Genomic DNA, 12,910 nt, shown 5'->3' with positions numbered 1-12,910 from the left:
CCACCCCATGGACCTCGACATCGTTGCGCTATCGCGCCTGCAGTTCGCCGTCACGGCGCTCTACCACTTTTTGTTCGTGCCGCTGACGCTCGGGCTGTCGATCATCCTGGCTGTCATGGAAACCGTCTATGTGATGACGGGCCGCGTGATCTGGCGCGACATGACCAAGTTCTGGGGCGTGCTGTTCGGCATCAACTTTGCGATGGGCGTGGCCACCGGCATCGTGATGGAGTTCCAGTTCGGCATGAACTGGAGCTACTACAGCCACTACGTCGGCGACATCTTCGGCGCGCCGCTGGCCATCGAGGGGCTGATGGCCTTCTTCATGGAAGCCACCTTCGTGGGCCTGTTCTTCTTCGGCTGGGACAAGCTCTCCAAGGTGGGCCACCTGGTCGCGACCTGGGCCGTGGCCATCGGCTCCAACTTCTCGGCGCTGTGGATCCTCATTGCCAACGGCTGGATGCAGAACCCCGTGGGCGCGGCCTTCAATCCGCAGACCATGCGCATGGAGGTGACCGACTTCTTCGCGGTGCTGACCAACCCGGTGGCGCAGGCCAAGTTCGTGCATACCGTGTCGGCGGGCTATGTGTGCGCGGCGGTGTTCGTGCTCGGCGTGTCGGCCTGGTACGTGCTCAAGGGCCGCCACCTGGAACTGGCCAAGCGCTCGATGACGGTGGCGGCCTCGTTCGGCCTGGCGGCGTCGCTGTCGGTGGTGGTGCTGGGCGACGAGAGCGGCTACCTGTCGACCGAGCACCAGAAGATGAAGCTCGCCGCCATCGAGGCCATGTGGGAAACGCACCCCGCGCCCGCGGCCTTCACCGCCTTCGGCTTCCCCGACCAGGAAGCGCGCGAGACGCACTACGCCATCCACATTCCGGCGGTGATGGGGCTGATCGGCACGCGCTCCCTCAACACCGTGATCCCCGGCATCGACGAGCTCGTGAAGCGCGCCGAGGTGCGCATCCGCGAAGGCATCAAGGCCTACGACGCGCTGCAGCAGATCCGCGCCGCCGGCAGCACGCAGGCCGTGCCGCAAGGCGTGCGCGACGCCTTCGAGAACGGCGGCGCCGACATGGGCTATGCACTGCTGCTCAAGCGCTACGTCGACGATCCGCGCAACGCCACGCCCGAGCAGATCGCCAAGGCCGCATGGGACACCGTGCCGCAGGTGGCGCCGCTGTTCTGGCTGTTCCGGATCATGGTGGGCATCGGCATGCTGCTGATCGTGCTGACGGCCACCTTCTTCGTGCTTTCGGCGCGGCGCCGGCTCGACCGCCACCGCTGGCTGCTGAAGGCCGCGGTGCTGGCCATCCCGCTGCCGTGGATCGCCATCGAGTCCGGCTGGCTGGTGGCCGAGTTCGGCCGCCAGCCCTGGGTGATCGAGGGCGTGCTGCCGACGGCGGTGGCCGTCTCGAACCTGGGCGTGAAGACGCTGCTCATCACGCTCGGCGGCTTCATCGCGATCTACACCACGCTCTTCATCATCGAGATGAAGCTGCTGCTCAAGGTGATACGCAAGGGGCCGGAGGCCGAGCATGCGCCCGATCTCGGCGAAGCCCGGTCCCATGTTCCGCCAGTTCGCGCCATTGCGGCGCCAGGGAGTTCCTCATGATCCTGCATCAACTCATCGACTACGACACGCTTCGAATCATCTGGTGGGCGCTGATCGGCGTGCTGCTGGTCGGCTTTGCGGTCACCGACGGGTTCGACCTGGGAAGCGGCATCCTGCTGCCGTTCGCCGCGCGCACCGATCTCGAGCGCCGCGTGGTCATCAACAGCGTGGGCCCGGTGTGGGAAGGCAACCAGGTCTGGCTGATCCTTGGGGGCGGCGCGATCTTCGCGGCCTGGCCGCAGCTGTACGCGGTGTCGTTCTCGGGCTTCTACCTGGCGATGTTCGTGATTCTCACGGCGCTCATCCTGCGGCCCGTGGCCTTCAAGTTCCGCAGCAAGCGCGAGGAACCGCAATGGCGCGCACGCTGGGACTGGGTGCTGTTCTTCAGCGGCTTCGTGCCCGCGCTGATCTGCGGCGTGGCCGTGGGCAACGTGCTGCAGGGCGTGCCGTTCCGCTTTGCGACCGACATGCACATTCACTACGACGGCAGCTTCTTCGCGCTGCTCAATCCCTTCGCGCTGCTGTGCGGGCTGGTGTCGGTCGCGATGATGGTCGCGCACGGCGCGGCATGGCTGCAGCTCAAGACCGCGGGCCCGGTGGCCGAGCGCGCGCGCCTCTATGGCAGCGTTGCCGCCGTGGCGGGCATTGTGCTGTATGCGCTGGCGGGCGTGTGGATGGCCTCGGCCATCGGCGGCTACCGCATCACCAGCGCCGCCCAGATGACGGGGCCGTCGAATCCGCTCCTGAAGACCGTCGAGCTGCATGCGGGCGCATGGCTTGCCAACTATGCGGCCCACCCCTGGACCATGGCCGCGCCGGCGGCGGGCTTCGCAGGCCTGCTGGGTGCGCTCGCAGGCTTGCTGCTGCGCCGGCCCGTGCTCGCGCTGCTGGCGGCCGCGCTCGGCATTGCCGGCATCATCCTGAGCGTGGGCGCATCGATGTTCCCGTTCATTCTGCCATCGTCGATCGACCCGCGCGCGAGCCTCACGGTGTGGGACGCATCGTCGAGCCATCTCACGCTGTTCATCATGCTGGTGGTCACGGCCATCTTCATTCCCATCATCGTGGCCTACACCACCTGGGTCTACCACGTGCTGTGGGGCAAGGTCGACGAAGAGGCCATCCGCGAAGAGAGCGGACACGCGTACTGAACGGAGCAAAAAATATGTGGTACTTCGCCTGGATCCTCGGCCTGCCGCTGGCGGCCGCCTTCGCCGTGCTCAATGCCATGTGGTACGAACTGATGGACGACGACGCCATCCGCAAGGAAAAGCTCGCCACGCCCGAAGCACCGCAGGGGCAGGAGCGGCTCTGACGAAGCCGCTCAGCCGGCGGCAGGCTTCTTCTTCTTGGGCGTGCTGCCGGTGATGCGGTCCTTGAGGCCCAGCACCTTGGTCACGGTGGCGCCCATGCCCATCAGCTGCATCGCGGTTTCGGGCGCGAGCCGCTGGACGTCGTCGAACCACTTCATGAGCCGGTCGATCAGGTCGTGCATCTCGCGCATGCGCTCCTGCGCGTGGCGCTCGGCATCGCTGGCGGGGGATTCGAGCAGCGCGCTGCGCAGCATCGAGAGCGTGGGCTCGATCTCGCGGCGGCGGCGCTCCTCCGCCAGCACGCGAAAGATCTCCCACACATCCGCCGGCGCCTCGAAATACTCGCGCCGGTCGCCCGGTTGATGGCGCAGATGCACCAGCCGCCAGGCTTGCAGCTCCTTCAGGCCCATGCTCACGTTGGAGCGCGAGAACTCCAGCAGCTCGGCAATCTCGTCCGCGTTGAGCGCACGTTCGGAAATGAAGATCAGCGCATAGATCTGGCCGACGGTGCGGTTGATGCCCCACTTGCTGCCCATCTCCCCGAAGTGGGCAACGAACTGGCGGTTGAGCGGGGGGAGGGTGGCGGTGGGCATCGGCAGATTTTCGTTGCGAATTGCTGTAGGTTCAAGAAAGACTGAATCTTTCCGGCGCACGAGGACGTGCTTCGTCCCGCCAAGGTGACTTCCTGAATCCATCAGTTGCCGCGTCCGGCTTCGGCGTGCAGCTCAACCCCGACTGCGCGCTGCATCGCCCTTTTCCGGGATGAGCGCCCCTAAGCCCACGGCGTGGGCGGCGGAATCTCGCACACTGGCTCGACGTCGATGCTCTTGAAGTCGGCCGGCGAGACGATCTCCAGGTATTCCATGTCGGGCGAGTAGTCGAACAGGTAATGGCGGATGCCCGGGCGCTGGTGCACCACGTCGCCGGCTTCCACGAGGGTTTCCTTGTCTTCGTACATGAAGCGGGCCCAGCCCTTGAGCATGATCACGATCTGGAAGTCGGCCTCGTGGCGGTGCCAGCCGGTGCCCGTTTCCGGTGCCATGTTGGCCTTGACGAGGTGCGCGATGACCTTGCCGTTGGTGGCCTCGGCAATGCCGAGGTCGCGGTAGAGGAAGAAATCGCGCAGGCCGCCCGAGACGTACGCGGTGTCGCCGGGCTTGACGTGGGAGAACTGGGTGGCGGTTCGGTCCAGCATGGGGCGCTCCTTCGCAGGTGATGATGTGCTGCGGCGCAGCACGCATAAAGCGTTCCCAAAGACATCCGCTGCGAAGGGCCGATGCGGCTACTGCTTGACGCCCCCGCGGTGCACCAGGATACTCAACCACATGGTTCACTCAGACAACGCCACCCTCGACGCCGTCTTTGCCGCGCTCTCCGACCCCACACGCCGCACCGTGCTGGAGACGCTGGGCGAGCGCAGCCTCAGCGTGACCGAGCTGGCCGAGCCGCATGGCATGTCGCTGACCGGCTTCATGAAGCACCTGCGGGTGCTGGAGGACGCCGGGCTCATCTCGCGCACAAAAGAGGGCCGCATCGTGCGCTGCGAGCTCTCGCCGCGCCCCATGCAGGAGGCTGCCGTGTGGTTGTCGCGCTATGAGAAATTCTGGACCGGGCGCCTCGATGCACTGGCGCGCTTTCTCTACCACCAAGAGGAGACCGAATGGCAAAAGCTGCCGCCCCCGCCACCGAGCGACCCTCGCTCACCCTCCGCAGGTACTACCCCGTCGCCCCCGAAAAAGTCTGGCGCGCGTGGACCGACCCGCAAGCGCTGAAGGCCTGGTTCGGCCCTGAAGAAATCGTTTCCGTTCCGCTGGCCGAAGTTGACCTGCGCGTGGGCGGCCGCTTCCGGGTGGCCATGCTCGCGGCCGACGGCGAGACGCACGACGTGAGCGGCATCTACCAGGAACTCGTGCCCAACCGTAAGCTGGTCTTCAGCTGGGCCTGGCGCAGCACGCCGGAGCGCGAGTCGCGCGTCACGGTGCGCATCGAGCCCGACGGCAATGGCTGCGAACTGGTGCTGCTGCACGAACAGTTCTTCGACGAGACCGCGCGCGACGGGCACAGCCATGGCTGGACCGGCGCCATGGTCAAGCTCGAGCAATGGCTGGTGAAAGCGGTCGAATGACCGGCCGGCGCGACAAGGCTGCCGGCAGACCGCCACCCGCCCGCGCCACGGTGCGCGAGTGGACGGGCCTGGCCGTCATCGCGCTGCCGTGCATGCTGTATTCGATGGATCTCACGGTGCTGAACCTGGCGATTCCTTCGATCAGCGAAGACCTCAAGCCCACCGCCTCGCAGTTGCTGTGGATTGTCGATATCTACGGCTTCTTCGTCGCCGGGCTTCTGGTCACCATGGGCACGCTGGGCGACCGCATCGGCCGGCGTCGGCTGCTGCTCATCGGCGCGGCGGCCTTCGGCATCGCCTCGGTGCTGGCTGCGTTCTCCACCAGCGCCAACATGCTCATCGCCACGCGGGCGCTGCTTGGCGTGGCGGGCGCGACGCTCGCGCCGTCGACGCTCTCGCTCATCCGCAACATGTTTCTCGATCCAGGGCAGCGCACGGTGGCCATCGGCGTCTGGATTTCCAGCTATTCGGCCGGTGCGGTCATCGGCCCGGTGCTGGGTGGTGTGCTGCTGCAGTTCTTTCCGTGGGGCTCGGTGTTCCTGATCGGCGTGCCGGTGATGGTGCTGCTGCTGGTGCTCGGCCCCATCCTGCTGCCCGAATACCGCGACCCGGAAGCGGGGCGGCTCGACGTGGCCAGCGTGGCGCTTTCGCTCGGCGCGGTTCTGGCGGCCATTTACGGCATCAAGCAGGTGGCGGAGCACGGGCCCGATGCCATGTCGGCACTGGCCATCGTGGCGGGCGTGGCGCTTGGGTGGGCGTTCGCGCGCAGGCAGGGGCGGCTGGCCGATCCGATGATCGATCTGCGCCTGTTCCGGTTGCCTGCCTTCAGCGTTTCGCTGGCGGCCTACATGCTGGCCTGCTTCGTGATGTTCGGCATCTTTCTCTACAACGCGCAGTACCTGCAGCTGGTGCTCGGGCTCTCGCCGCTGCATGCGGGCCTTTGGAGTGTGCCGAGCGCGGCCGCCTTCATTGCCGGCTCCATGGTGGTTTCCGCGCTCGTGCGCCGCATGCGGCCTGCGTTTGTGATGGGCGGCGGCTTGGGCGTTGCGGCCTTGGGATTCGCGATGCTCGTGATGCTCCCCGCGGAGGGCGGTCTGGCGTGGATGGTGACCAGCACCGTCATTTCCTCTCTCGGTTTGGCACCTGTGTTTACGCTCGCAACAGACCTGGTGGTGGGCAGCGCGCCGCCCGAGCGCGCCGGCGTCGCCTCGGCCATTTCGGAAACGAGTTCGGAGTTCGGCGGTGCGCTTGGGATCGCGATTCTGGGCAGCATCGGCGCGGCCATCTACCGCAGCACGATGGCGGATGCCGTTCCGACCGGTTTGGCGGGTGCTGCCGAAGTGGAAGCGGCGCGCAGCACGCTTGGCGGCGCGGTAGCCCTGGCCGGCCAACTCGGAGGCGCCGCAGGCGCCGAGCTGCTCGACACAGGCCGGGCCGCCTTGCTGCATGGCCTGCGGCTGACGGCCGGGATTTGCGCGGCGGTGCTGCTTGCGGTGGGCGCGCTGGTGGCCGTGCGGCTGCGCAGCGCAGGAGAGGCCGCGCAGCCCAAGGCACCGTCGGATGCATTGCCGGAGCGCTGACGAAGACCCATACTGCGGGCTTCACGACGAGACGACGAACGGAGCCTCCCATGAGCAACGAACTTCGCAAGAAGCTGCACGACCTGGCGGAACTGGCCGACAACACCCCGGACCCGCAGACCAAGGCCATCGTCGAGGCCATAAGGCTGCAGACGGCCGTGCTGAACGAACGGCTCTTTGCCATCGAACTGCAGCTGGGCACGCTCACCAGGCGCATGGAAAACACGACGGACTGAGTGGCCGCCGCTTTGTAGGGATAATCCCCCACCATGAGCGGCAACACCTTCGGAACTCTCTTCGCGGTCACCAATTTCGGCGAGTCGCACGGCCCGGCCATCGGGTGCGTCATCGACGGCTGTCCGCCGGGCATGGAACTGAGCGAGGCCGACATCCAGGGCGACCTCGACCGCCGGCGTCCCGGCACCAGCCGCCACGTCACCCAGCGCAATGAGCCCGACGCGGTGCAGATTCTTTCCGGCGTCTACGAAGGCAAGACCACCGGCACCCCGATTGCGCTGCTGATCCAGAACACCGACCAGCGCAGCAAGGACTACGGCCAGATCGCCCAGCAGTTCCGCCCCGGCCACGCCGACTTCACCTACTGGAAGAAATACGGCATCCGCGACCCGCGCGGCGGCGGGCGCTCCTCGGCGCGGCTCACGGCGCCCATGGTGGCTGCGGGTGCCGTCGCCAAGAAGTGGCTGGCCGAAAAATACGGCATGGTGTTTCGCGGCTGCATGACGCAGATCGGCGAAATCGCCATTCCGTTCGAGAGCTGGGACCACGTGCCCAACAACCCCTTCTTCGCGCCCATCGCCGACGTGAGCGAGCTCGAGGCCTATATGGACCGCCTGCGCAAGGCCGGCGATTCCTGCGGCGCGCGCATCCGCGTGACTGCCAGCAATGTACCTATCGGTTTGGGCGAACCGCTGTTCGACAAGCTCGACGCCGAGATCGCATACGCGATGATGGGCATCAACGCCGTGAAGGCGGTCGAGATCGGCGCCGGCTTCGAGAGCATCACGCAGCGCGGCACCACGCACGGCGATTCGATCACGCCCACGGGTTTCGTCACCAACAACGCGGGCGGCATCCTGGGCGGCATCAGCTCGGGGCAAGACCTCGAAGTGAGCATCGCGATCAAGCCCACCAGTTCGATCATCAGCCCGCGCCAGTCCATCGACATCCACAACAACCCGGTCGAGGTGGTCACCAAGGGCCGCCACGATCCGTGCGTCGGCATCCGCGCGACGCCCATCGCCGAAGCCATGCTCGCGCTGGTGGTCATGGAGCACGTGCTGCGCAACCGCGCGCAGTGCGGTGATGTGCAGGCCCAAGCCGACAAGACCGAAGCCGCGTCCCCGCAGGCGTCTTTTCTCTAGTGTCCGCCCCGCCACAAGTGGCCGCCGGGCGTGGCCACCTGCTGGCGTTCGCTGGTCTGTCGGCCAGCTATTTCGCGCACATCGGTTTCTTCAACCCCTACCTGCCGCTGTGGCTCAAGGACCTGGGGCTGCCGATCTTCACCATCAGCCTGCTGGCCTCGGTGCAGTCGATCACGCGCGTGTTCGCGCCCTATGCCTGGGGCGCGCTCAGCGACCACACGGGGCAGCGCGTGAAGCTGCTGCGCTTCAGTGCCGCGGTGGCGCTCGCCAGTTCGTTCGGGCTCTGGTGGCACGGCGGCGCCTGGTGGCTGGCGCTGGTGCTGCTGGTGATGTTCACCCACACCAGTTCGATGATGTCGCTCACCGAGGCCGCCATGGCGCAACTGGTGGCGGGCGACTGGGGGCGCTACGGGCGCATCCGGCTCTGCGGCTCGGCCGGCTTCCTGGTGACCGTGTTCTTTGCGGGCGAGTGGTTCGAGCGCTTCGGCATGAAGCACTTCCCGGCCTGGGCGGCGGGCACGCTGGCCATCGTGCTGATCGCAACGATGAAGCTGCCCGACATCCGCGAGCCGGTGGCGGCGCACGATGCCGCCCGGGAACCGATCGGCCCGGTGCTGCGCATTCCGGCGGTGCGGTGGTTCTTCGCGTCGCTGTTCTTCCAGGTGATGTCGCACTTCTCGGTCTACGCGTTCTTCTCGCTGTACCTCGATTCGCTGGGCTACGGCAAGAGCGTCATCGGCCTGCTGTGGGCGCTGTCGGTGGTGGCCGAGATCGTCTGGTTCTTCCTGCAGGGGCGGCTCATCGGCCTGTTGCCGATGCCGCGCTGGATGCTGGTGTGCGGCATTGCCGCCGTGGCACGGCTGGGCCTCACCGCGGGGCTGGGCGGCTCGATCGCGGCGCTCGTCGTCGCGCAATGGCTGCATGCGCTGAGCTTCGCCGCGCACCACACGACCTGCATCGCCGTGGTGTCGCGCCGCTTTCCAGGCCGGCTGCGCGGGCGGGGACAGGCGCTCTTCACCGTGATCGGCTACGGGTTCGGCGGCGTGCTGGGTGTGCTGCTGGGCGGTGCGGTGGCGCAGGAACTGGGCTACCGCGCCATGTTCGCGCTGGCGGCCGTGCTGGCGGCGGTGGGCAGCCTGTGTGCCTGGCGGGTGGTGAGGCTGGAGCGGGTGGGACGGGTGGGCAGGGCCTGAGCTTCTCTCGGCGGCGCGCGCGAACGTCGCGGGCCCAAAGTGTCATGGGCCCTAAATGCCCACGTCATCGCGCCTGCCTACGCTGCGCGGTTTCCAACGCTTTGCCATCCACATGTCTGTTTCCGACGATCCGCGCGGTGCGCGCACTCCGAGCCATCCTTCCCTGCCCGAATCCCATGGCGAACCGACGGTCCCGCCGCGCCGCCAAGTCCTCAAGCTCGGTGCGTCCCTGCTGACCGTCGGCGGCAGCGGTGCCTTGCTGGCCGCCTGCGGCGGTGGAGGCGGCGGTGCGCCAGGCTTCGGCCCGTTGCCGGCCCCGGCACCCGCTCCGGCGCCCGCACCGCCACCGCCACCGCCCGCGGCGCCGGTCGACACCAAAATCTCGAGCTTTGCGCTCGCCGTGATGCCCGATACCCAGTTCTATGCGCGCTACGCCACTGCCGCCGAGAGCGACCAATACGACAAGCGATTCGGCAGTGCACCCTTCGCCGCCCAGACGAAATGGATCGCAGCCAATGCCAAGACGCTGAACATTCCGTTCACCATCCACCTCGGCGACGTGGTCGACCAAGTCGGCAAGCCCGACCAGTGGAAGGTGGCCGATGCGGCCATGAAGGTGCTCGAAGACGCCAGGCTGCCCTACAGCGTGCTCGCAGGCAACCACGACGTGCTGAACGACGTGGACTACAGCGTCGATCCGAACAGCGGCACCGATGCGACCCGCACCCTTGCCAGCGAGCCCTACCTGCAATGGTTCGGCACCGAGCGCGCCAGGCGCCAAGCCACCTTCGGCGCGCGCGACGCCAGCGGCTTTCACGAGTACCACGTGTTCGAGGCGCAGGGCCAGAAATTCATGGTGCTGTCGCTGTCGTGGCGCATCTCGGACGCCGGCATCGCCTGGGCGCGCCAGGTGATTGCGCAGAACCCCATGCTGCCGGTAATCCTGGTCAACCACCAGCTGCTCAACATCGCTGCCGACGGCACCAGCCCGCTCGAGACCGACTACGGCAAGATGCTCTGGGAGAAGCTGATCCGCGACAACGACCAGATCTTCATGACGCTCAATGGCCATCACCATGGCGCCGCGCACCTCACGAAGACCAACGATTTCGGCCGCAAGGTCGAGGAGATGGTGGTCGACTACCAGATGGCCTACCAGGGCGGCAACGGCCTGATGCGCCTGTATGAATTCGACCTGACGCACAAGCAGATCAAGGTGCTGTCGTTCTCGCCCTGGGTGCCTCAGAAGCCGGCAGCCACGCTGACTTCCTTCGACCAGGCCGTGCTCGCCACGCCCAACGAGGCCGTCACCATCGAGATGGATTTTGCGCAGCGTTTTGCGGGTTTCAACAAGAGTTTTGGTACAGGCAGCGCCACCATCGATGGCTCGCTGGTCGACCAGGCCAGGTCCATGATCCTCGCGAACTACATCGAGCCCGAAGTGGCTGCGCAGCGGCCGGCTGCGAACCCCGAGGACTACCCCAAGGTTGCGAACACGCTCGCGCACTGGCGCTTCTTCGGCGGCGCCGTCAACCAGCCGGTGCCGCCGGGCACCGTCATCGCCGATGTGACCGGCGCCAATCCGCTGCATCGCGACGCGCTGAACCAGGGCGGCATCCAGGGTGCGGCGGATGGCGACATCGTCTGGACCGACGACCGCCACCATCTCTCGGCGGCGCCGGGTTCGGTGCGTTTCCTGAACACCGACAAGAACGTGCCGCGCCTGAGCTACTTCCTCACCGAGGCCGCTGCGCCGATCAACGGCCAGACGCTGGAGAGCGGCTACACCGTCGAGGCCTTCGTGAAGATCGACAAGAGCTGGACCAGCAACAAGCAGGCGTGGATGAACATCATGACGCGCGACGGCCGGCGCGGCGACCTCGCCGGCTACCAGGGCGGCGACCCGGAAGCACCGCCCATGCTGTTCGCGATCTCGAGCCTGCGCGAAGTGCAGTGGGAAGTGGTGCCGAGCGCGGCAGGCGCCCGCTCGCCCAAGACCAACTGGTCCGGCGAGGTGATTGCCGACCGCTGGGTGCACATCGCGATCGTCAACGACCCGGTGTCGCACGACACCACGATGTACGTCGAAGGCGCGCCGGTGCTGCGCAACATCGGCAATGCACCCGGACTGGCCACGCTCTCGGCCAGCTCGCCCTGGGTGGTGGGCGGCGGCTCATGGGACGGCGCCCGGGCCGACGGCTTCTTCGGCAACATCGGGGAAGTGCGCGTGGTGGCTGCTGCGCTGGCGCCTGGCCAGTGGCTGACGGCGCGCGCGGGTTGATCCAGAACAGATGAGGCCCGGGGGCTGCCGCTTCCCCGCCTGCCTTTGCCGGCTTGCCGCGCGCGATGCGCGGCAGCGCAATTCGGCTGGCGCTTTTTTCAATTCCTCGATGTCGATCACGGCTCCTTCTTCCTGGAGGGCCGTGAGGCTCATTCGTGTGACCTTTTTCACTGTGGCGAGGAAAAACAAACCTACCTTGAGCAATTGACTCATAAATCCGGTATTGCCTCTTACGATAAATCAACACTTAAAATAATTGCATAAGAGAGCAAGGGGAGGTGAGCATGAAGCTCAATTTGAAAACAATAATCTTATTTTTTGAATTGTTTTTAGCCAATTTGGCTTATCGAGCTGCGGCCAACTATGCGATCGCCACCTCGTCCAAGTATGCGATGCCCGAGATCGCAAGGACGAAGATCAACGAAGCCATTGCCAGCCTGACCGACCTCAAGAGCCTGGCAAGAGACCGGATCATGAGGCTTGCCGACGAAGGCCTCCAGTACGGCATCGCGTGGATGATCGTGATCCTGAAAACTGCCCTGGCCAAGCGCAAGGCCAAGCTGGCGGGCAATGTGTCGGCGGTCAAAGGCGCGGAGGTCGCCAAGAAGAATCCTGGCGGCGAGCATGTGGCCTTGGCGACCAACGCGCCTGTCACGGGCGATCCCAACGACTGCAAGAACTGCCCCGCGCGGGCGAAAGGCGGCGGCGCCATCAGCTTCGCGATGGGCTGCGAGACCTTCACACACACCGACTTCGTGCTGTCCGCGCCGCTGCCCATTGCATGGGCGCGCACCTATCGCAGCAATCTCGGCGCTTTCGACCAAGACAGCTTCGGCGCACGCTGGCTCACGCCCTACAGTACCCGCGTGGATGTCGCGGTGAGCACCAGGGGCAAACGCCGCGGGAAGCTGAGCCTGATCCATCATGGCTCGGACGGCCGCAGCCATGCCTACCCCCTGCTCGCCGTGGGACAGCACCACCGCGACTCCATCGAGGAGGTCACCCTCACCCGCCTGAGCCCGAGCCTGTTGACGCTGGACTTCGGCAAACCCATGCCCGCCGGCACGCCCAGCAACTGGCGCGAAACCTACGAGCTCGTCGACACCGTGGCGGGCAAGGCCAGGACCCAGGGCAAGCAGCACTTCCGCCTGGTGGCGCAGCACACCAGCAACGGCCTTGCCATCGGCCTGCGCTACGACCATGTGATCGCGGCCACCGGCGAACAAGTGCTCAGCGACATCATCAGCAAGCAGGGCGACGCCACGCTCGCCCATGTCGGCACTCGCCCCCACGCCCACAGCGGACTCATCGAAAGCCTGTGGGAAATCAAGGACGGCCAGCCCGTGCGCCAGCTCGCCGCCTACACCCACGACGCCGAAGGCGACCTCGTCGCCGCGCAGGACGAGAACGGCGCCGGCTGGCAG

Annotated in this window: 13 protein-coding genes; 11 read left to right on the top strand and 2 right to left on the bottom strand. The window is 66.5% G+C overall.

Annotated features, from left to right (window positions below; all coding sequences use genetic code 11):
* Positions 1–7: 7 nt before the first annotated feature.
* Genes EJO66_RS27100 through cydX form a run of 3 tightly spaced genes read left to right on the top strand, consistent with a single transcriptional unit; the run spans position 8 to position 2,927 of the window.
* Positions 8–1,612, top strand: coding sequence for a cytochrome ubiquinol oxidase subunit I (locus EJO66_RS27100; protein WP_125966648.1), 1,605 nt, complete (start codon positions 8–10; stop codon positions 1,610–1,612).
* A complete protein-coding gene (gene cydB, locus EJO66_RS27095) occupies positions 1,609–2,763 on the top strand; it encodes a cytochrome d ubiquinol oxidase subunit II (RefSeq protein WP_124962212.1) in 1,155 nt (384 codons plus the stop codon). The genes EJO66_RS27100 and cydB overlap by 4 nt, the downstream gene beginning before the upstream one ends.
* Before the next feature lie 14 nt (positions 2,764–2,777).
* A complete protein-coding gene (cydX, locus tag EJO66_RS27090; protein WP_021008013.1) occupies positions 2,778–2,927 on the top strand; it encodes a cytochrome bd-I oxidase subunit CydX in 150 nt (49 codons plus the stop codon).
* A 9-nt stretch (positions 2,928–2,936) separates the two neighbouring features.
* Here cydX and EJO66_RS27085 read toward each other — a convergent pair whose 3' ends face one another.
* Both EJO66_RS27085 and EJO66_RS27080 read right to left on the bottom strand, forming a co-directional pair.
* On the bottom strand, positions 2,937–3,518 hold the full coding sequence (locus tag EJO66_RS27085) for a GbsR/MarR family transcriptional regulator (RefSeq protein ID WP_124962213.1): 582 nt from the start codon (positions 3,516–3,518) through the stop codon (positions 2,937–2,939).
* A 179-nt stretch (positions 3,519–3,697) separates the two neighbouring features.
* Positions 3,698–4,120 (bottom strand): cupin domain-containing protein, encoded by a 423-nt coding sequence (locus EJO66_RS27080; protein WP_124962214.1) that lies wholly within the window; start codon positions 4,118–4,120, stop codon positions 3,698–3,700.
* A 130-nt stretch (positions 4,121–4,250) separates the two neighbouring features.
* Here EJO66_RS27080 and EJO66_RS27075 point away from each other — a divergent pair, with 130 nt between their 5' ends.
* The 8 genes from EJO66_RS27075 to EJO66_RS27040 form a co-directional block, all read left to right on the top strand.
* Positions 4,251–4,697, top strand: a complete 447-nt coding sequence (locus EJO66_RS27075) for an ArsR/SmtB family transcription factor (protein ID WP_018905554.1) — start codon at positions 4,251–4,253, stop codon at positions 4,695–4,697.
* On the top strand, positions 4,586–5,050 hold the full coding sequence (locus tag EJO66_RS27070; protein ID WP_124962215.1) for an SRPBCC family protein: 465 nt from the start codon (positions 4,586–4,588) through the stop codon (positions 5,048–5,050). Before EJO66_RS27075 ends, EJO66_RS27070 begins: the two co-directional genes overlap by 112 nt.
* Positions 5,047–6,630, top strand: coding sequence for an MFS transporter (locus EJO66_RS27065; protein WP_125966647.1), 1,584 nt, complete (start codon positions 5,047–5,049; stop codon positions 6,628–6,630). Before EJO66_RS27070 ends, EJO66_RS27065 begins: the two co-directional genes overlap by 4 nt.
* Before the next feature lie 50 nt (positions 6,631–6,680).
* Positions 6,681–6,866 (top strand): hypothetical protein, encoded by a 186-nt coding sequence (locus tag EJO66_RS27060; protein ID WP_124962217.1) that lies wholly within the window; start codon positions 6,681–6,683, stop codon positions 6,864–6,866.
* 33 nt (positions 6,867–6,899) lie between these two features.
* Positions 6,900–8,012: a chorismate synthase gene (gene aroC, locus EJO66_RS27055; RefSeq protein ID WP_124962218.1), complete on the top strand. Its 1,113-nt coding sequence runs from the start codon at positions 6,900–6,902 to the stop codon at positions 8,010–8,012.
* 17 nt (positions 8,013–8,029) lie between these two features.
* Positions 8,030–9,205 carry an MFS transporter gene (locus tag EJO66_RS27050; protein WP_240648816.1) on the top strand — a complete coding sequence of 392 codons (1,176 nt, stop codon included), beginning with the start codon at positions 8,030–8,032 and terminating at the stop codon, positions 9,203–9,205.
* Between the two features lie 112 nt (positions 9,206–9,317).
* On the top strand, positions 9,318–11,486 hold the full coding sequence (locus EJO66_RS27045) for a LamG-like jellyroll fold domain-containing protein (RefSeq protein WP_240648815.1): 2,169 nt from the start codon (positions 9,318–9,320) through the stop codon (positions 11,484–11,486).
* A gap of 284 nt (positions 11,487–11,770) precedes the next feature.
* The coding region (locus tag EJO66_RS27040) for a DUF6531 domain-containing protein (RefSeq protein ID WP_240648830.1) at positions 11,771–12,910 on the top strand (1,140 nt) is incomplete at its 3' end.

It is taken from the genome of Variovorax beijingensis (assembly GCF_003951285.1).
Taxonomy (GTDB): domain Bacteria; phylum Pseudomonadota; class Gammaproteobacteria; order Burkholderiales; family Burkholderiaceae_C; genus Variovorax; species Variovorax beijingensis.
Note: the sequence above shows the minus strand (reverse complement) of the source record. Positions and strands in the feature narration are given on the sequence as shown.